Raw genomic sequence first — 20,687 nt, 5'->3', positions numbered from 1 at the left:
AAAAATAGAATCATGAAAAAAGAACATTTTAAGTCAAGTTTGTTGATCGTATTATCGATGCTACTTGTAGTTTCCTGTACTGATCTTGAGATTGAAGAATCGGATTCTTCAATCGCAGATTCTGAAACTGAATTTACAGGAATTGAAGAACCCGGTCCTTTTATAGATAATCTTTACTCTGGAGATCTAAAAGGAATTATAGAAAATCAGCAGGATTTTTATGCATTAAATGAAGTGACTACTGATGAGTTATTAGTACCAACAAGGGGTACGGATTGGGGAGATAATGGGATATGGAGAAAATTACATGAGCATACTTGGACTGCTCAACATCCTTATATCTTAAATAACTGGAATAATTTGAATCAATTAGTTTTTCGAGCTAGTCAGATAATTGATGATAGAACAACTAGTGCAAGCACTGAGCAAAAGGCTAGTGCCAGATTTATAAGAGCATATGCTATGTTTTGGGTGATGGATATGTATGGTGTGGCACCGTTTAGAACCCCAGGAGATGGTCCGGAGATTAATCCGATGGTAATGACTAGATCCGAAGCTTTTGATTTTATCCTTGATGATTTAAATACTGCTTTGCCTAATTTGCCAACTCGGGGTCCTAGTGAAGAAAACTTAAGACCTACTGAGGCAGCAGCAAATTTCCTGTTGGCTAAGTTATATCTTAATAAGCATATTTATCTAGGTCAAGGGGACCCAGCAGCTTCTGATATGACCAAGGTTATAGAATTAGTGGATGCTATATCGGGAGATAGTTATTCTTTACAATCTGGTTATTTTGATATTTTTAAACCTGATGTAGATACAGAAACAATCTTTTTTACTATTGCAAGTGTAGGGAATAGAATGTGGAATGGGCTACATTATAATCAAAATGCTCCTGGTAATGGCGGTGGAGGTTGGAATGGTTGGTCTACTCTAGCAGAGTTTTATGATTTGTTTGAAGGAGATCCAAATATAAATGTACCTGGTAGTGGTCAAGAAGAGCGTAGAGGTTTTGTACCAACGGATGGATCTAATTTCGGTATCGGTTTTGGATTTTTGATTGGTCAGCAATATGATGCCTCCGGGAATCCCCTTACTGATAGAGGAGGAACACCTTTAGAATTTGAAAAACAATTTATAGCTTTATCCGGTAATACAGAGCGTGCTGGTATTCGTACTATCAAGTATCACCCAGAAAATGGTGCTTTTGCTGGTCATCAAATTTTATTTAGATATGCGGACGCACATTTGATGAAAGCCGAGGCTATTTTTAGAGGAGGAACCTCAGGAGATGATCCGTTGATAATGATAAATGAATTAAGAAACCTAAGAAATGCTGATCCTCTTGCCGCGCTTACGGAGGAAGATATCATTGACGAAAGAGGGAGAGAGCTATATAAGGAAATATGGAGACGTAATGATCTTATTCGTTTTGGAAAGTTTGATGATTCATGGGATTTAAAAATCAATACAGATGATTTTAGAGCATTATTTCCTATTCCTGCTTCTGCTTTATTGTCTAATCCTAATTTATCACAAAACCCTGGTTACTAACATAATAAATTGCTAAGATTTGTTAGAACAGAGCCCTTCAAGTATTGAAGGGCTCTGTTAATTAATGTATTCTAAATTATACTTATAATTGATAAATTACTTTAAAAATATTAGTTTAGGTGTACTGTTCACAATTATCTTAATCTCGTGTAAAAAGAATAAAGAGAATCACTTTTTTGAACTTTTATCAGAAAAAGAGACAGGAATTTCTTTTAAAAATAAACTAGAAGACACTCCAGATCTTAATATACTTACATATCTCTATTATTATAATGGAGCCGGTGTAGGTGTTGGAGATTTTAATAATGATGGTTGGGAAGATTTGTATTTTGTTTCTAATCAACATGAGAATGAACTATATATCAATCAAAAGAATTTTCAATTCAAAGAGGCTACTGCGAATATTCTTAAAGATCAAGACGGATGGTCTACTGGCATTACTATAGTTGACATTAATCACGATGGGTTGCAAGACATATATCTATGCAAAGTTGGAAATTATAAGGGGTTACAAGGGAAAAATAAACTATTTGTGAATCAAGGATTAGATGATGGAGGAATTCCTGTTTTTAAAGAAGAAGCATCTTTATACAACCTTGATATATCTAGTTTTTCTACACAAGCTAGCTTTTTTGACTATGATCTTGATGGTGATTTGGATATGTATCTCTTAAATCACTCAGTTCATCCTAATCGTACCTACGGAAGAGGGGTTAAACGAAAACAAATAGATTCTCTATCTGGGGATCGATTATATCGAAATGATGACAATAAATATATAGACGTTACCAGAGAAGCAGGTATTTTTCAAGGAGCGATAGGATATGGTTTAGGGATTGCTACAAGCGATATTAATAATGATGGATACCCTGATATTTATGTTGGGAATGATTTTTTTGAAAATGACTATTTATATATCAATCAAAACGATGGTACTTTTAAAGAAGTTATTACTTCAAGTTTAAAAACAATACAGCATACATCCCATTTTTCTATGGGTGCTGATATTGCGGATATTAATAATGATGGATGGTCTGATATTTTATCGCTAGATATGTTACCAGAAGATTTAACAACGTATAAATCATCCGGAACCGAATATGGATTCACAATATATAATCAATATCTTAAAAATGGATATCAACCTCAGTATATGCAAAATGCCTTACAGTTAAACAGAGGGAATGAAAACTTTAGCGAGATCGCTTTTTTTTCCGGGATTGCAGCAACAGAATGGAGCTGGACACCATTAATAGCAGATTATGATAATGATGGTTTTAAAGACATTTTTATTTCTAACGGAATAAAAGGAGCTACCAATGATATGGATTTTATAAGCTTTATTGCTAATGATAATATTCAGAAGCGTATCAATGAAGGAATGACTAAAGAAGATTTAGCATTGATTGATGAATTACCTGATAAAAAAACTACAAATTATTTCTATCGTAATAGCGGAGATTTGACTTTCGAGGATGTTTCTAATGTGTGGTCAGAGAGTTTGCCATCGTATAGCAATGGTGCAGTGTATGCAGATTTAGATAATGATGGAGATTTGGATATTGTAACTAATAACATTAACGAAAATGCTTTTGTGTATCAAAATCAGGTAGATACTTTGGAGCATAATAATTATATCAAAATAAAACTGAAAGGAACAGCAAAAAACCTAAATGCTATTGGAGCTAAAGCAACGATTTATACTGATAAAGGTTTACAAACTTCAGAAGTGTATACAACCAAAGGATATTTATCTTCGGTTTCACCCATATTACATTTTGGATTGAGTAATAGTTCCAGCGTAGATTCTATTGGCATTAGATGGCCTGACGGAGATAGATCTATGTATAAGAACATTACATTAAACACAACAATTACCTTAAGTAAGGATAATCTTTATACCACCGCCTTTAATATTAGCAAACTTTCGTATACTTTTGATAATGATTCTCTATCTATAAAATTTAAGCATCAAGATTATGAAACTAAGGACTTTAGTACAGAACCCTTAGCGCCCTATGCAATTTCTAATGAAGGGCCTCATATATCTGTAAAGGATGTAAATAAAGATGGACTGGAAGATGTTTTTGTTCCTGGGGGAAGATTTAAGGCAGGAACACTGTTTTTACAAGAAATATCGGGAAAATTCAATAAAATTGAACAGCCCGATCTGGAATTATATAAGAAATATGAAGATGTGGATCAGCATTTTTTTGATGTAGACGCTGATGGTGATTTAGATCTGATTACAATTTATGGAGGTAATGAAAATTATTCTGGATATGAGACAAGTCCAAAGCTTTTCATTAATGAAAATGATCAGTTTAAAGTAAATCTAGGTGCTTTTCCTGATATTAAAATGAATGCTTCAGTAATTGTTACATCAGATTTCGATCAAGATGGTGATCAGGATGTTTTTATTGGAAGTAATAGTGTTGCAGGATCTTATGGAAAGTCTCCGAAAAACTATCTTTTCCAGAATAATGGGAAAGGTGTTTTTAAAGAAATAACCGAAACCAATGCTCCAGATTTATATACTATCGGACAAGTGTTTGATGCTAAATTTATTGATGTCAATAATGACGGGTATCAAGATTTAATAGTGGCAGGACATTATATGCCAATAACAATTCTAATGAATAACAGAAAAGGAAGCTTTAAAAAAGAGATGGTGCCTTCTTTAAAAAATACAAACGGTTGGTGGAATTGTATTGTAGTTCATGATATGGATCAAGATGGAGATGTAGATATTGTTGCTGGTAATTGGGGACTTAATAGTCGTCTTAAAGCTTCAGAAGAAGAACCAATTCAGTTATATCTTAATGATTTTGATGATAATGGTAAAGTAGATCCAATTGTAACCTATTTTTATCAAGGAAGAGAAACACCAATTGCAACCAAAGATGAATTAACTAAACAAATACCACAACTCAATAAAAAGTTCTTATCATATAAAGCATTTTCCGAAGCCAATTTCAAAGATTATTTTTCAAAAGGAAAAATTGATCAAGCAGAGAAAAAACAAGTATTTACGCTTAAGACGATATATTTTGAAAACAAAGGCAATCTTGATTTTACTATGCATGATTTTCCTTGGGAGGCACAAGTATCTTCTGTTCATGATATATTAATTCATGATATAAATGATGATCAATATCCTGACATAATTCTCGGCGGTAATACCTATGAGATCAGCACACAATTAAGTAGATTAGATGCATCTTACGGGGTTGTGCTCTTAAATGATAAAGAAGGAAGCTTTGTAAGCTTTAAAAACACGGATTTGAAGGTTAATGGAGCCTTAAGATCTATTAAAACAATCAAGATTAAAGAAGAGGAATATTTTCTGTTTGGTATTAATAATGACAGTATCCAAGTTGTTAAAAAAATAAAAAAGAAGCATGAATAAGTTCCTATATAGCGGTCTTATATTACTACTATTTTTTTCCTGTGGGGAAGAAAAAATAGAACAAAAACCAGTAGAGCAAAGGAATACTTTGTTTACCAAACTAACTCCTGCAAAGACAAATATTGATTTCATCAATCAGGTAGATAATGAAAAAGACTTCAATATTTTTACCTATAGGAATTTCTATAATGGAGGCGGTGTAGCTATTGGTGATATAAATAATGATGGTTTACCTGATGTGTATTTAACTGCCAATAGAAAAGAAAATAAACTATATCTCAATAAAGGAAATTTCACATTTGAAGATATTTCTAAATCTTCCAACACAACGGGAAAGAATTCTTGGTCCACGGGAGTAGTCATGGTGGATGTCAATGCGGATGGATTATTGGATATTTATGTCTGTAACGCGGGTAATGTAAAAGGAGATGATCAGAAAAATGAACTTTTTATAAATAACGGTCCTTCGGCAAGTTCGGGAGCCATAACGTTTACAGAAAAAGCAGCAGAGTATAATCTGGCCGATAGTGGATTTACAACCCACGCGGCATTTTTTGATTATGACAAAGATGGAGATCTGGATGTATATATACTTAATAACAGTTTTATTCCAGTAAGTAGTCTAGGTTATGTAAATAAACGTAACCTTAGAGCAAAAGATTGGGATATCCCCGAAATTTTAAAAGGAGGAGGAGATAAGTTACTCAGAAACGATGATGGTGTATTTACAGACGTAAGTGAAACTTCAGGGATATTCGGAAGCCTAATTGGTTTTGGATTAGGAGTAACGATAGGAGATGTTAATAAAGATCTGCTTCCGGATATTTATGTGTCTAATGATTTTTATGAAAGAGATTACCTCTATATTAATCAGGGTGATGGAACGTTTAATGAAGAAATTAAGGATTGGGTAAAGCATCTTAGTATTTCCTCTATGGGAGCAGATATGGCAGATATCAATAATGATGGATATCCAGAAATTTTTGTAACTGATATGTTACCTGAGGATGATCAGCGATTAAAAGAAACCAGTTCTTTCGAAAGTTATGATGTCTATCAATTAAAGAAAAGCAGAGATTTTTATAATCAGTATATGCAGAATTCCCTTCAGCTTAATCATGGTGATAATACGTTTTCTGAAATCGCTTTTTATAGCGGTGTTGCCAAAACAGATTGGAGTTGGGGAGCACTGTTATTTGATATGGATAATGATGGCTATCGTGATATTTATGTAAGCAATGGAATTTATCATGATCTCACTAATATGGATTTTATGAACTTTTTTGCCAATGATATCATTCAGAAAATGACTTTAACCGGTAAAAAAGAAGAAGTAGATTCTATTATTAATAAAATGCCTTCCACACCAATTTCTAATTATGCCTTTAAAAATAATGGAGATCTAAGTTTTTCTGATGTAACAAAATCTTGGGGTTTCGAAGAGCCAACTTTTTCTAATGGATCTGCTTATGGAGATCTGGATAATGATGGGGATTTAGATCTTATAGTTAATAATTTTAACATGCCAGCTGCTATTTATCGGAATAATAGCGAGCAGGAAAATAATAACTATCTGAAAATTAAGATTAATGGAGATGCTAAAAATACTTTTGCCATAGGTAGTATTGTCGAGACATATATTAACAATGAAACGTTAATCCAAGAATTAATCCCTACAAGAGGTTTTCAATCATCAATAGATTATATAATGACCATCGGTCTTGGTAAGAGAAATAAAGTAGATTCTCTTCGGGTTATTTATCCAGATGGAAAATCGCAATTAATTAAAGATGTTATAGTAAATAAGAAAATAACGTTGAGTCATAAAGATGCGGATCAGGAGTATAAGTATCTCTCAGAAAAAAATGATACCTATTTTGAAGAAATTGAAAACACCTTAGATCATCATAAAGAAGATCCATATGTAGATTTCAATTATGAAGGGTTGATATACAAAATGCAATCCAGAGAAGGTCCGGCGATGGCAATTGCTGATATTAACGGAGACGGTAATGAAGATGTTTTTATCGGTGGAGCCTATGATCAACCTGGTAAGTTATATTATCAGAATGGAAGAGGTGAACTAACATTATCCAAATTCGAAACAGAAACCTTTTTTGAAGATACCGTCGCTATTTTTGAAGATATTGATGGAGATCAAGACATTGATTTAATTATAGGTTCAGGAGGAAATTTTAAAGGTGCTAAAACTGGAGTTAGAAGTTATATAAATGATGGAAGAGGATATTTTTCTAGAGGAGAAATTATTTTACCAACAATTACTAATATATCTGCGTTGGCTCCTTATGATTATGATCAGGATGGAGATATTGACATATTTGTTGGAAGTCATAGTATCATTGGTACATACGGAGTTTCTCCACAAAGTTATTTACTGGAAAACGATGGTAAAGGTAATTTTATAGATGTAACTAGTAATAAAGCTGCTGAAACTAAAAACACCGGAATGATCACTGATGCCGCCTGGCAAGATATGGATGGAGATAGTAAAAAAGATTTAATTCTTGTTGGTGAATGGATGTCTCCAAAAGTTTTTCTTAATAACGGAAATTCATTAAATCAGATAAAAACAAATTTAGATGAAGTTTCCGGTTGGTTTAATACAGTAGAAGCTACGGATCTTGATAATGATGGAGATGTAGATTTGGTACTTGGTAATAGAGGATTGAACGCTATTTACCAATGTACTAAAGAAACACCATCCAAGATGTATATCAACGATTTTGATAATAACGGAACCGTAGAACAAATTGTTACACAGACGATAGATGGCAAAGACATGCCAATACATTTAAAGAATGAAATAACGGCGCAAATTAATGTTTTGAAGAAGCAAAACCTTAAATTTTCTGAATATGCCACCAAGTCAATTGATGAATTGTTTTCTAAAGAAATTTTAGATAATACAACCATTAAAACGGTAAATAACTTTGCAAGCTTAATAGCATACAATAATGGGGATAATACTTTTGAGATCAAAGAACTTCCAAGAGAGGTACAATTATCCTGTATCTGTGATATTGAAACGGAAGATATAAATAAAGACGGCTACTTGGATCTTATCGTAGCGGGTAACAACTATAATTTTAAGCCTCAATTCTCCAGATTAGATGCTAGTCGCGGAAACGTCTTGCTAGGGGATGGTAAAGGAAATTATAAGGATCAAAAATCATCAGGATTTTTGGTAGAGGATGAGGTGAGAGTCATGCGTTGGATGAAAAATAAATCTGGAGAAAAATATTTGCTTGTTGGCATTAATAATAAAGCTCCAAAAATATTTAAAGTAGACAATAAATAGCCTAAGAATAGATTTCATAAGAATGATCAAGAATATAATCATATTAACATTGGGGCTGTTGCTTGTATCTGGGTGTAAAAAACAAAACGCACACCAAGGTGAATTATTTGACAAAATAACTTCAGAGATTACTAATATCAAGTTTCAGAATACACTGACTCCAACTGAAGAATTAAATATTCTTGATTATCTGTATTACTATAATGGAGCTGGAGTCGCGGTGGGAGATATTAATAAGGATGATTTAGTGGATGTGTTTTTTACTTCTAATCAAGGCAAGAATAAACTTTACCTCAATAAAGGAAACTTTCAATTCGAAGACATTACGGATAAAGCAGGAGTAGCAGGAAATTCTGATTGGAATACAGGAACTGTAATGACAGATATTAACGGAGATGGATATCTGGATATTTATGTTTGTGCGGTTGTTGGGCTTCAGGGGTTAAAAGGTAAAAATGAATTATTTATTAATAATGGTGATAATACATTTACAGAGAAAGCTTCGGATTATGGATTAGATTTTCAGAACTATACCACTTCAGCAGCATTCTTTGATTACGATAATGATGGAGATTTGGACATGTATTTATTAAATCACGCAATCCATACTCAGAATTCTTTTGGCAGAGCTGCGCTTAGAAATAAAAGAAGCTCGGAAAGTGGTGATAAATTACTTCGTAATGATGGAGATGTATTTACCGATGTTAGTGCAGAAGCAGGAATTTTTGGTGGAGGAAATGGATATGGTCTTGGGATAGCAACAGCAGATTTTAATAATGACGGATATATAGATATTTATGTGAGTAATGATTTTCACGAAGATGATTATTATTATATCAATAATGGTGATGGCACTTTTAGTGAATCTCTCAAGGAAAGTTTTGGCCATACCAGCCGTTTCTCAATGGGTAATGATGTCGCTGATATTAATCACGATGGATATGCAGATATAATTACATTAGATATGACTCCCGATGATGAAACAGTGCTGAAAGCTTCTGCTGGAGATGAAACGGTAGATATGTTACAAATGCGTATCAATCGATTAGGGTACCACTATCAGTATGCTCGTAATATGCTTCAGATCAATCAAGGGGATTATTTTGCTGAAACCGCTTTGCTAAGTGGTTTAGCAGCTACCGATTGGAGTTGGTCTGCATTGTTTGCAGATTATGATCAAGATGGAGAACAAGATGTATTTATATCTAATGGAATTCCAAAACGCCCTAACGATCTGGACTATATTAAATATATTTCTAATGAAAAAATACAAGAAAAACTAAACACTAAAAAGTTAGTAGATAATGAGGCATTAAATATGATGCCTTCCGGCAAGGTGCAAAATTGTATTTTTAGAGGAGGTAAAGAGATTAGCTTTGTAGATAAATCTTCCAGCTGGCTCCCGATAGAAAACACAGCCTCTACAGGAAGTGCTTATGCTGATTTTGACAATGATGGAGATCTAGATATTATGACAAACAATATCAATGCGCCAGTATCTTTCTATAAGAACAAAACAAATAAGAAAAGTAGGTTTTTAAAACTGAAATTTGATTTCAAAGACAAAAATAAACTAGGAATAGGAACCAAAGTAATATCCTACCATCAAGGAATAGCACAGTACAAGCAGTTATTTACTTCTAGGGGTTTCCAGTCTTCTTCAGAACCTATGATTCATTTTGGATATGATACTATTGCAACTATAGATTCGCTAAAAATTATATGGCCTGACAATACGATTCAGATTGCGGAAAATATCGCAACAAATCAAACCTTAACGATTAAATTATTGCACAAAAGAAATGCCGTAAATTATGAAGAACTATTTCCTAAAAATAAGGGATGGTTTAAAAAAGTAGATTCCATTCCTGGATTGCAGTATATACATAAAGAGAATAATTATACGGATTTTAATCGTCAAAAATTAATACCCTATAAAATTTCGGATCGAGGACCAGCTACTGTGATAGGGGATCTAAATGGAGATGGAAAAGACGATGTTTTCTTTGGGAGTTCTAAACTTGAAGCATCTCAAATATATATCCAAACCGATTCGGGTTTTAAACAACTGGAATCAGAATTTCTTAATACTGATAAAAAAAAGGAAGACGTAGCTGCAATTATAGAGGATTTAAATAGTGATGGTAAAAAAGATTTGCTAGTTGCATCTTCTGGAGGAGAGTTTTTTGGGACATCTAAGGAGTTGGTGGATAGATTATATATAAACTCAGATGCAGGTTTGTCTAAAAGTGATTTTCCGGAACTAAATGAGCACGAATCAGTAATTAAACCGTTTGATATAGATGCTGATGGAGATCTTGATCTTTTTGTTGGAAGTTATGCCGTTTCTAATGATTTTGGTAAGATCCCAAATTCGTATCTCTTGATCAACAATAATGGAAAATTTACCATAAAAGAAAACCAGGAGATTCAACAAGTAGGAATGGTTACTGATGCCCTCTGGAGTGATTTTGACAATGATACAGTAAAAGATTTGATTGTAATAGGAGAATGGATGTCACCACGTTTTTTTAAAAATAATAACGGAAATCTAATTGATGTTACAAATAAAGTTTCTGAAACAGAATTAAAGGGGCTTTGGCAATCCATTATAGATTTTGATGTTGATAATGATGGTGATATTGATTATCTGTTAGGTAACTTCGGATTGAACTCTAAACTTATTGCTTCTTCAGAGTTTCCGTTAAGATTATATTATTCTGATTTTGATAACAATAATAAAACAGAAACAATTTTGACATTACCTAAAAACGGAAAATACTATACCGCATTGGGTTTAGATGAATTGTCCGGTCAGTTAAACTATCTAAAGAAAAAGTTTACTACATACAAAAGTTTTGCGGGTAAAACGGTGGAAGAAGTTTTTGGGAAAACAGCATTACAGAGCGCTGAGCTGTTAGAAGTACATCAATTAGCCTCTGGCTATTTGAAAAATGAAAAAGGGACATTTGTGTTTGTTCCTTTTGAGGATTCTCTTCAATTAGCCCCAATTATGGCGATGTTAAAATATGATTTTAATAAAGACGGAAAGGAAAAAGTGTTTATGGCAGGCAATTATTTTGGAGTGATTCCTTATCACGGTAGATTTGATGGTTTTGCCGGTGCAATAATGAAAGGAGATACTTCTTTGATTGAAGCCCAAGAGTTGCATATTAATTTGAGTCAGAAGTCGGTTAGAGGATTAAATATTATTAATTTTGTAAATAAGGATTATTTACTAATCACATTAAACAATGGAAAAGCAGAAATTTATGAAATGCTTCAATAAATTAAACAAAATACCCATCTTGGTTAAGAGTAAGAATATACTTTTATTCACTTTTTTGCTATTGTTTTTAAATGCTTGCCAAAAAGAAGTCAAAGAGATTGAAATCACCTCTGGTGATTACCACCAAGCTGTGGATAAAATAACAGAAGTTATGGTGCATGATATTTTTTCACCACCTGTAGCTAGTAGAATATATAACTATGCCAATATTGCTGCATACGAAGTGATAAGACAAGAAGACGATAGCTATAAAACCTTATCAAATCAATTACACGGTCTAAAATCTATTCCTACTGTTGATACAACCAAAAATATTAATTATAAGCTTTCCGCATTAGTTGCATATCTTGAAGTAGGTAAATCATTGCTTTTTTCAGAAGATCGTGTAGAAGCATATCGTGATAGCGTATATAATGCATGGAAGTTACAAAATGAAGTAACTTTTAATGATTCTAAAGCATATGGATTAGAAGTAGCTGAGTATATAAAAAATTGGTATGCTGCAGATAATTATGCTCAGACTAGAACAATGCCTAAGTTTTCAGTAAATACAGAAGATCCTTCTCGATGGCAACCAACTCCACCAGATTATATGGATGGTATTGAACCTCATTGGAAAGAAATTAGACCATCGATTATAGACTCCTCCTCGCAGTTTAAGCCTGCTAAATATCCTGATTTTTCGTTAGAAAAGGATACGCCATTCTATAAAGAATTAATGGAAACTTATGAAGTTGGCCAGAAAATTAAGGAAGAAGGGGAAGACTCAGAAAAACTGGAAATCGCACAATTCTGGGATTGTAATCCATATGTTTCAACACATAAAGGGCATTTAATGTTTGCGACCAAGAAAATTACACCAGGCGCACATTGGATTGGGATATGTAAAATAGCTAGTAAAAAAACCAATGCAGATTTTGCGAAAACCGTTTTTGCCTATACCAAAACCTCTATCGCGATAGCAGATGCATTTATAAGCTGTTGGGATGAGAAATACAGAAGTAATTTGATTCGTCCAGAAACTTTGATCAATCAACATATTGATGAAAATTGGACTCCAGTTTTACAGACTCCACCATTTCCTGAATATACGAGTGGTCACTCTGTGGTTTCCGGAGCGGCTTCGACAGTGCTGACAGCTATCTTTGGAGATAATTTTGCTTTTGATGATGATACCGAATTACAATATGGTCTTCCCGTTCGTTCTTTTAAGTCTTTTAACCAAGCGGCTGATGAAGCAGCAATTAGTAGACTATATGGTGGAATCCATTATAGAGCGGCTATAGATTTAGGATTAGATCAGGGACGTGCATTAGGAAGTTTTGTGGTTCACAAATTAGAAATGAATACTTCAAATTCCAGAGTAGCAAGTTCTAACTAATATGAAGAAAATTGTAGTTTTAATCTTGGGGATACTATCCTGTGTGTCCATTTGGTATTTATTTATAAAAGAATATGATTATCAGATAACGTTTAAATCAAAAGGCTCACCAGGAAGTGTTTATCATCAAATAGTTAGTTGGGAATCTTGGGGAGCAGATCCAAGTGCAAGGAATATTAGTACAATAGATACAACATTATTTCAGAAAGTGACCCAGCGGATTACTTTAAAGGACACGATTATTAATTTAGATTGGACATTAGAAAGCGTCAATGATTCTATAACAGAAATTAAGGTAGGAATCAAATCAAATGACCATTCAATCATTAATAGATTAGGAGCACTTACTGGAGAAACTGAGTTTACCAGATCACTAAAAAAAGAATTAAAAGGTTTTGGGAAAGGAGCAAATAAATTTGCTAAGAATTTTAAAATTCAAATTGAAGGAATATCTGAAATACCACCTTTAGAGTATCTATATGCTTCTTCAAAGTCTAATCGAATAGAAAAAGCGATCATGATGTTAAGGTTAAATTCTGATCTTTATCCTAAAATACTAGACAATGAAGTGGAAAAAAACGGATATCCTTTTGTGAAAATAACGGAATGGGATACTTCTACTGACGCAATTAAATTTAATTTTGGTTTTCCTATAAAGTATAAAGATTCATTACCAATAAGTTCTGTAATAAAGCATGATAAGTCACCTGCTCAAAAAGCCTTAAAAGCCACGTTTTATGGTAATTACAGGGATAGTGATCAGGCCTGGTTTGCGTTAATAGAATATGCTAAAAGAAGAGGTATTTCTATAGAAAAAAAACCTTTAGAAATATTTTATAATGATCCTATGCTAGATGGAAATGCGTCGCAATGGAAAGCCGAAGTTTTTCTACCAATAATAGATTAAAAAAGGTTTATACCAGTTACGTTTGAATTTACTGTAAAAGAATAGTTTATTGCGTTAAACTCAAAGAAATGGTATTAGATCAATTTGATTATATCAAAATCTACCTACCACACCTAATTGACCTGCACCAAGTTTAAGATCCCATTTAATCCTGAACTTTTTACTGTCATAAACATACCGTTCTTTCTTGTTAAGATAGTTATCAATACCATCTACTATAACTACACTTAATGCTACTCCAAGTACTACATCAGTTAGCCAGTGGGCTCCACTCCATAAACGAGATACAGGGCTTATTAGACCTACAGCATAGATTCCTCCTTTTATATAGGGATTGTCAAATTGTTTAGCAATTGCATAGGCTGTAGTAAATGATAAGATCGCATGTCCAGAAGGAAAAGAATGATATCCTGCTTCACTAGAGTTAAAACGAAAACTTAAGCTACCTTCTTCTGTAGTTGGTCTGGCTCTGCCCACAAGTGTTTTGCTTACCGTTTGAAGAATTCCTCCGGCGGTTGCTGATGCTATAAGTAAAACTCCTGTTTTTCTTATTTTTTCATCTTTTGTAATCAAACCCAAAGCATAAATACTAGTTGTTAGTCCATAATTGAAAAGTGGTTTTCCAAAACGGAAACCACTTTCTTTTATTATATCAGGTACACCTTCACTCTGATTAGTGAAATAATCATTAGTGCGTTCGTCAATTACAAGTAAAATGGTACTACCTGCGATAATACCTCCTAATGTTGCCCAATCTTTGCCTTTCCATCTAAAAGGCTGTGTATAGGCGTTTTTGACTCCGCCAAAAGCAGAAAGACCATCGTATTTTAGCATTTGCCATCTGGTCATTTCATATTGCGATTTTTCCGTTTTTTCTTTAGAAGTTGATTCTGATTGTTCTCCTTCTAATTGTTTTTCAAGTTGTTCTTCTGATTTTTCTTGTGCATAGGTTACAACAGAAAAAAGAAATAGTAATAAAAAAACAGGGCGCATATTAAAATGTTTCATAGGCAGTATTTGGAAAGTAAAAATAACAACTTATTCGTAAATAAAAGTCATAATGTATAGAATTGGCTTATATAAAGTGAAGTTATAATAAGATAAAACAAAAAACCCGAACTTATGTTCGGGTTTTTAAGGTGGTGCCTCCAGGAATCGAACCAGGGACACAAGGATTTTCAGTCCTTTGCTCTACCAACTGAGCTAAGGCACCTTGCTGTAAGCGGATGCAAATATATAACGCTTTTTTTAATCCTCAAAAGAAAAATTTAAAAAAATCGTTTTGTACTTTTGCAAATTCATAATTAGAGTATGTAACGATCTGTAATATTTAATGTTGTAAATAATAAATTATTATTACGAATTGTACCTACTTCTATAAAAACACTAAATAAGGACAGATGAATCTGGTTATTGATGTCGGTAATACCTCTATAAAAATTGGCATTTTTGAAGAGACTTCAATGATTCACAAAGAAACCTTGAAGTCAGAAAATTTTCGCAAGGTGATACAGAAGGTTAAAAATGATTATCCATTAATAAAACACAGTATACTATCTTCTGTTTCGAATGTTAAGGAAGAAGATGTGATTTTTGCCAAAGACTTATTTGATATATTAGTTTTGGATCATACCTTGACGATGCCTTTTAAAAACTTATATGCTACTCCAACAACACTGGGTGTAGATAGATTAGCATTAGTAGCTGCATCTGTACTTAAGTTTCCTACAAAGGATACATTAATAATAGATGCAGGAACGTGTATCACTTATGATTTTAAAAATAAAAAGGAAGAATATTTAGGTGGAGCTATAGCGCCTGGTCTCAGATTAAGATATACAAGTTTAAACAGTTTTACTTCAAAACTACCATTGTTGGACCCTGAATCTCCAAAAAATCATATTGGAGATACTACAAATCAAGCCATACATTCTGGAGTTGTGAACGGTGTTTTGTATGAAATTGGAGGAGCAATTGCAGAATATTGCAACACTTACCCCAATTTAACAGTTATTTTAACCGGAGGAGATGCACATTTTTTGTCTAAAAGATTAAAAAATAGCATATTTGCCACCTCTAATTTTTTATTGGAGGGACTAAATCACATTTTAGCTTTTAATAATAGTCAATGATAAAGAAGATTTTAGTAGTAATTCTGGTAATAGTTACCAGCGTATCGTATGCTCAGGAAGGCACCTCTTCACCCTATTCTTTTTTTGGAATAGGATTGCAGAAGTTTAAAGGAACAGTAGAAAATAGGTCGATGGGGGGATTGGGTATACTTACGGATAGTATTCACTTAAATCTTCAAAACCCCGCATCTTATGGAGAATTAGCATTAACGACCTATACACTAGGTGCTAATTATAATGGATTGAATCTTGACAATGCAGCAGGAGATGATTCTTATAAAGATAATGCATCTTTGGATTACTTAGCTATTGGTATCCCAGCAGGTAAATTTGGTTTTGGTTTTGGAGTTATTCCAATCAGTTCTGTTGGATATCAGACAAACTCTTTTAATAGCGATGGTTCTGAAAATCAGTTCTTTGGAACTGGTGGGTTGAATAGAGTATTCGTTGCAGCAGGGTTCAAAGTTAACGAGAATTTAAGTGTAGGTTTGGATATTAATTATAACTTTGGTAATATAGAGAACAAGTCTATTAAACGAACCGACTTTGAATTTGAAAGTAGAAGAATTGATAATTCTGATCTATCAGGTATTAATCTGTCTTTTGGTATTGCATATAATAGAATGATTTCAGAAAAACTGAAGTTGACTACATCGATTGTATCAACTCCTTCATTTAATTTAAATTCTGAAAATTCTGTAGAATTAGCTACGGTAACTATATTAGCGAATGGAGCAGAAATCGTTAATAATAGGACAGAAGCAGATACTGAAGATCAGAAATTAGACCTTCCGGCTGAGTTAAAAGTTGGAGCTGGAATTGGAGAGCCAAAAAAATGGTTTATTGGAGCAGAGTATATCTATCTTAATGCAAGTAGTTTTGAGAATAGATCATTTGCCGCAGATAATGCAGTATTTGAGAATGCGTCAAAAGTAAAATTAGGAGGTTATTACATCCCTAAATACAATTCTCTTACTAGTTACCTTAATAGGATTGTATATAGAGGAGGAGTAAGGTATGAAGAGACAGGTTTAAATATCAATGGGCAGACGATTAATGAGTTTGGCATATCTTTTGGAGTAGGGTTACCAGTCGGCAGATTATTTTCTAATGCTAATGTAGGTTTTGAGTTCGGTACAAGAGGAACAACAGATGCTGGTTTAGTAAAAGAAGAATTTTTTAATATATCATTAGGCCTATCTTTAAACGATAGATGGTTTAGAAAAGTGAAATTTAATTAACTACAATTATACAGCTATGAATACTAAAGTTTTATATACAATAGCAGCAGGATTAGTTTTAAGCGCTACAAGTGTTAGTGCTCAGGCTACTGACTGCGCTACTACGGCTTCAATAGCCTATGAGCATGCTAAAGTAAAAAATTACGAGGCAGCAGAAGAGCCTTTATGGAAAGTAAGAAAAGAATGTCCGACGCACAGTGTTGCAACTTTTCAGTTTGGAAAAAAATTACTAGAAAGTAAATATAAAAAAGCAACTGGGGCAGAAAAAGCAACTCTTGCAAATGAGTTGATTTCTTTATGGAAAGAACGTTACCAGTATTTTCCTGCTAAAACTAAAGTAGGAGACATGTATTCTGATATAGGTCAGATTATGTATGATAACAAGATAGGAAATGCAGAGACTCAATTTGCAGAATTTCATAAAGCATATATAGACGACAAAAGTAACTTTAAGCGTCCTAAGAAATTGTATACATATTTTTCTCTGTTAGTTGATTTACAAGCAGCAGGTAAGAAAGAGCTTCAGGATGTTTTCGATTTATATGACGATATCACAGAAAAGATCGAAGAAGAAGAGAGTAAAAAAGCAAAAACAATTGCTACACTTTCTGAAAAAGAAGAATCAGGAGCTGCTTTGAGTTCTAAAGAAAAAAGAAACCTAAAAAATGCAGGTATAAACTTAAGAGCTTATAGTAAAGTAAAAGGTGGAATCAATCAAAAGCTAGGTGAATTGGCAGATTGTAAAAACTTAATACCTCTTTATAATGGTCAGTTCGAAGGTAAAAAGAATGACATTAATTGGTTAAAAGGCGCGGCAGGTAGAATGTCTGCAAAAGAGTGTACTGATGATCCTTTGTTCTTTAAGTTAGTAGAGGCGTTACATAAGGCAGATCCATCAGCAAAATCGGCTTACTATTTAGGAATATTAGCGCTTAAGGATAAGAAAACATCTAAAGCCTTAGAATATTTTAACCAATCGGCACAGTTAGAAACAAAAGCTAGTGATAAAGCTAAAGTGTACTTTAGAATTGGAGAAGTAGTGAAAAAACAAGGTAATTATAGTAAAGCTAGATCTTACTATAAGAAAGCATTAGCGAATAAGCCATCGTATGGAACTGCATATCTTAGAATAGCAGCAATGATTGCTAAAAGCGCTAATAGTTGTGGAACTGATGTGTTTAGTAAAAGAGCAGTATATTGGTTGGCAGAGCGATATGCACGAAAAGCTGGTAAGGTAGATCCAAGTCTTAAAAAGACTGCTGCTGCAACTGCTGCTAATTATAAAGCAAAAGCACCTTCTAAAACAGATATCTTTAATAACCCTGGAATTACTTCAGTGAAAATCGGATGTTGGATCGGTGAAACGGTAAAAGTACCGAAGCTATAATGCAAAAAAAGAATTTATATATACTATTAAACTTTGTCACAGCATTTGCTGTGACATTGTTTTTTTCATGTCAATCAAATACATCAAAAACTAATAACTACCTTATAACAGAAGATGCTCCAATGGCTGAAGGTTACGAGCTGAACCTAAAATATACCGACTCTGGTAGACTTACTGCGATTCTTAAAACACCCTTAGTAAAGGATTATACTAATAAAAATTTTGGGTATCAAGAATTTCCTGAAGGTATTATTCTGGATATCATTGATAAAGATGGTAAGATTAGTGTAGTTAAATCAGACTATGCTATTTATTATAAAGTAACAGGGCTTATCGATATGAGAGGAAATGTGGATATAAAGACAGCAGATAGTACTCATCTTATAGCACGTCAACTTTACTGGGATCAGAGTATAAACTGGGTATTTACGGATCAGCCTTATAAAAGTATTCTTCCTGATGGTACTGTTAACGAAGCAGATGGTTTTGATGCTAATCAAGATTTTACTATATTGAATTCTCGGGTCAATGAAGGAATAATGTTCATCGAGGAATAATTTTATATGATGAAAATTTTTAGATTTTTTGAACTTGCCTACCTGGCGATTATGTGTTTTTTCTTATATCAGGCTTATGAGGAGTGGGGTAAGGAAGGTAGTAGAAGTATTTTATACTTATGTTTTGCAGGAGTAGCAGTTTTTATGTATTTCTTCAAAAGGAATTTCCGGAAAAGATTCGATGCCAATAACAAGGATAATTAATGGAACTACAAATTATTGTAATTGTACTTTCTGTTATTCTCTCCGCTTTTTTTTCTGGGATGGAGATTGCTTACATATCTTCCAATAAAATCCATATCGAAATAGAAAAAAAACAAGATGGATTTCTTTCAGGTATCCTATCCCGGTTAACTAAAAAACCTTCAAAATTTATTGCTACTATGTTAGTGGGTAATAATATTGCTTTGGTGGTTTATGGGTTTTATATGGGTGAACTTTTAATGGGTTTTATTGAGGGTTATTATCCAGATATGGCCGGAAGTGTTAACTTATTGCTGCAAACAATAATTTCTACCTTGGTGATATTGCTTACTGCAGAGTTTCTTCCTAAGGTGTTTTTCCAAATTTATGCAAACACACTGCTGAAATTTTTTTCATTTCCTGCCTATATTTTTTACGTTATTTTTTGGCCTATTTCATTTTTTGTTATTCGGATATCTGATTTTGTGCTAAAGAAATTCCTTAAAACAGATGGAGATGAGGTTCAGTTAGCATTTACGAAAACTGAACTTGGGGATTATATTAATGAGCAAATGGAAACTGTTGAGGAACATGATGAAATCGATAGTGAGATTCAGATTTTTCAGAATGCACTTGATTTTTCGGATGTGAAATCTCGTGAGGTTATGATTCCGCGTACTGAGATTATTGCAATCGAAAAATCTCAATCCTTGGAAGAAGTAAGTCAACTTTTTATTGATACGGGTTTATCTAAAGTATTAGTATATAATGGAACTATTGATGATTTAATAGGGTATGTGCATTCTTTTGAATTGTTTAAAAAACCAAAATCTATAAGATCTATTTTACTTCCAGTGGTTTTTGTGCCCGAAACTATGTACGTAAAAGATGTACTTAATCTTTTGACAAAAAAACACAAAAGTATTGCTGTAGTTATTGATGAATATGGAGGGACTAGTGGAATTATAACGGTAGAAGATATAGTAGAAGAGCTCTTCGGTGAGATTGAAGATGAACACGATTCTATTGATCTCATAGAGGAAAAATTAAAAGAAAATTATTACCGTTTTTCTGCCAGAATGGAAGTAGATTACATTAATGAAACCTATAAGTTAAATCTTCCGGAAAGCGAATACTATGAAACCCTTGGTGGAATGATTGTTAATCACACAGAAGAAATCCCAGAACAAGGAGATATTGTAAAAATAGATACAGTAACAATCAATATTATTGAGACTTCTAATACCAAAATTGAGATTGTGGAGCTACAGATATTATCAGAAGATTGATATTTATGTTCGTCGATTGTTATTAGAACATACTTTAAG

The 20,687-nt window shown here is 33.2% G+C and carries 12 protein-coding genes and 1 tRNA gene; 11 read left to right on the top strand and 2 right to left on the bottom strand.

Going from position 1 to position 20,687, the window contains the following annotated elements:
* Positions 1–12 precede the first annotated feature (12 nt).
* The 6 genes from Q0910_RS14530 to Q0910_RS14505 all read left to right on the top strand — a co-directional run bounded on the left by Q0910_RS14530 (position 13) and on the right by Q0910_RS14505 (position 13,859).
* Entirely contained in the window at positions 13–1,554 is a 1,542-nt protein-coding gene (locus tag Q0910_RS14530; protein ID WP_299217984.1) for a RagB/SusD family nutrient uptake outer membrane protein, read from the top strand.
* Positions 1,555–1,642: 88 nt separating this feature from the next.
* Positions 1,643–4,963, top strand: a complete 3,321-nt coding sequence (locus Q0910_RS14525; RefSeq protein ID WP_299217982.1) for a VCBS repeat-containing protein — start codon at positions 1,643–1,645, stop codon at positions 4,961–4,963.
* Complete coding sequence (locus Q0910_RS14520) at positions 4,956–8,282, top strand: VCBS repeat-containing protein (protein ID WP_299217980.1); 3,327 nt, start codon at positions 4,956–4,958, stop codon at positions 8,280–8,282. The genes Q0910_RS14525 and Q0910_RS14520 overlap by 8 nt, the downstream gene beginning before the upstream one ends.
* A 22-nt stretch (positions 8,283–8,304) precedes the next feature.
* A complete protein-coding gene (locus Q0910_RS14515) occupies positions 8,305–11,571 on the top strand; it encodes a VCBS repeat-containing protein (protein WP_299217978.1) in 3,267 nt (1,088 codons plus the stop codon).
* The gene (locus tag Q0910_RS14510; RefSeq protein WP_299217976.1) at positions 11,537–12,952 is read left to right on the top strand and encodes a vanadium-dependent haloperoxidase; all 1,416 of its coding nucleotides are present in this window, start codon (positions 11,537–11,539) and stop codon (positions 12,950–12,952) included. Before Q0910_RS14515 ends, Q0910_RS14510 begins: the two co-directional genes overlap by 35 nt.
* A gap of 1 nt (position 12,953) precedes the next feature.
* Positions 12,954–13,859 carry a hypothetical protein gene (locus tag Q0910_RS14505; RefSeq protein WP_299217974.1) on the top strand — a complete coding sequence of 302 codons (906 nt, stop codon included), beginning with the start codon at positions 12,954–12,956 and terminating at the stop codon, positions 13,857–13,859.
* A 93-nt stretch (positions 13,860–13,952) separates the two neighbouring features.
* Here Q0910_RS14505 and Q0910_RS14500 read toward each other — a convergent pair whose 3' ends face one another.
* Both Q0910_RS14500 and Q0910_RS14495 read right to left on the bottom strand, forming a co-directional pair.
* Entirely contained in the window at positions 13,953–14,867 is a 915-nt protein-coding gene (locus Q0910_RS14500; RefSeq protein WP_299217972.1) for a phosphatase PAP2 family protein, read from the bottom strand.
* Positions 14,868–14,999: 132 nt separating this feature from the next.
* Positions 15,000–15,072 (bottom strand) — tRNA-Phe (locus tag Q0910_RS14495).
* A gap of 187 nt (positions 15,073–15,259) precedes the next feature.
* Here Q0910_RS14495 and Q0910_RS14490 point away from each other — a divergent pair.
* The 5 genes from Q0910_RS14490 to Q0910_RS14470 all read left to right on the top strand — a co-directional run bounded on the left by Q0910_RS14490 (position 15,260) and on the right by Q0910_RS14470 (position 20,648).
* Positions 15,260–15,991 (top strand): type III pantothenate kinase, encoded by a 732-nt coding sequence (locus tag Q0910_RS14490; RefSeq protein ID WP_299217969.1) that lies wholly within the window; start codon positions 15,260–15,262, stop codon positions 15,989–15,991.
* Positions 15,988–17,232, top strand: a complete 1,245-nt coding sequence (locus tag Q0910_RS14485; RefSeq protein ID WP_299217967.1) for a hypothetical protein — start codon at positions 15,988–15,990, stop codon at positions 17,230–17,232. The genes Q0910_RS14490 and Q0910_RS14485 overlap by 4 nt, the downstream gene beginning before the upstream one ends.
* A gap of 16 nt (positions 17,233–17,248) precedes the next feature.
* Positions 17,249–18,619, top strand: a complete 1,371-nt coding sequence (locus Q0910_RS14480) for a tetratricopeptide repeat protein (RefSeq protein WP_299217965.1) — start codon at positions 17,249–17,251, stop codon at positions 18,617–18,619.
* Complete coding sequence (gene lptC, locus Q0910_RS14475) at positions 18,619–19,176, top strand: LPS export ABC transporter periplasmic protein LptC (RefSeq protein ID WP_299217963.1); 558 nt, start codon at positions 18,619–18,621, stop codon at positions 19,174–19,176. Before Q0910_RS14480 ends, lptC begins: the two co-directional genes overlap by 1 nt.
* Before the next feature lie 203 nt (positions 19,177–19,379).
* Positions 19,380–20,648, top strand: a complete 1,269-nt coding sequence (locus tag Q0910_RS14470) for a hemolysin family protein (RefSeq protein WP_299217961.1) — start codon at positions 19,380–19,382, stop codon at positions 20,646–20,648.
* Positions 20,649–20,687 lie beyond the last annotated feature (39 nt).

Source organism: uncultured Aquimarina sp., assembly GCF_947495315.1.
Lineage (GTDB): Bacteria > Bacteroidota > Bacteroidia > Flavobacteriales > Flavobacteriaceae > Aquimarina.
This window is presented reverse-complemented; position numbering and strand designations above follow the sequence as displayed.

Excerpts from the sequence above, each read along its gene's own strand:
- Q0910_RS14530 (WP_299217984.1), top strand. The coding sequence starts at position 13 with ATGAAAAAAGAACATTTTAAGTCAAGTTTGTTGATCGTATTATCGATG.
- Q0910_RS14520 (WP_299217980.1), top strand. The coding sequence starts at position 4,956 with ATGAATAAGTTCCTATATAGCGGTCTTATATTACTACTATTTTTTTCC.
- Q0910_RS14515 (WP_299217978.1), top strand. The coding sequence starts at position 8,305 with ATGATCAAGAATATAATCATATTAACATTGGGGCTGTTGCTTGTATCT.
- Q0910_RS14510 (WP_299217976.1), top strand. The coding sequence starts at position 11,537 with ATGGAAAAGCAGAAATTTATGAAATGCTTCAATAAATTAAACAAAATA.
- Q0910_RS14505 (WP_299217974.1), top strand. The coding sequence starts at position 12,954 with ATGAAGAAAATTGTAGTTTTAATCTTGGGGATACTATCCTGTGTGTCC.
- Q0910_RS14500 (WP_299217972.1), bottom strand. The coding sequence starts at position 14,867 with ATGAAACATTTTAATATGCGCCCTGTTTTTTTATTACTATTTCTTTTT.
- Q0910_RS14490 (WP_299217969.1), top strand. The coding sequence starts at position 15,260 with ATGAATCTGGTTATTGATGTCGGTAATACCTCTATAAAAATTGGCATT.
- Q0910_RS14485 (WP_299217967.1), top strand. The coding sequence starts at position 15,988 with ATGATAAAGAAGATTTTAGTAGTAATTCTGGTAATAGTTACCAGCGTA.
- Q0910_RS14480 (WP_299217965.1), top strand. The coding sequence starts at position 17,249 with ATGAATACTAAAGTTTTATATACAATAGCAGCAGGATTAGTTTTAAGC.
- lptC (WP_299217963.1), top strand. The coding sequence starts at position 18,619 with ATGCAAAAAAAGAATTTATATATACTATTAAACTTTGTCACAGCATTT.
- Q0910_RS14470 (WP_299217961.1), top strand. The coding sequence starts at position 19,380 with ATGGAACTACAAATTATTGTAATTGTACTTTCTGTTATTCTCTCCGCT.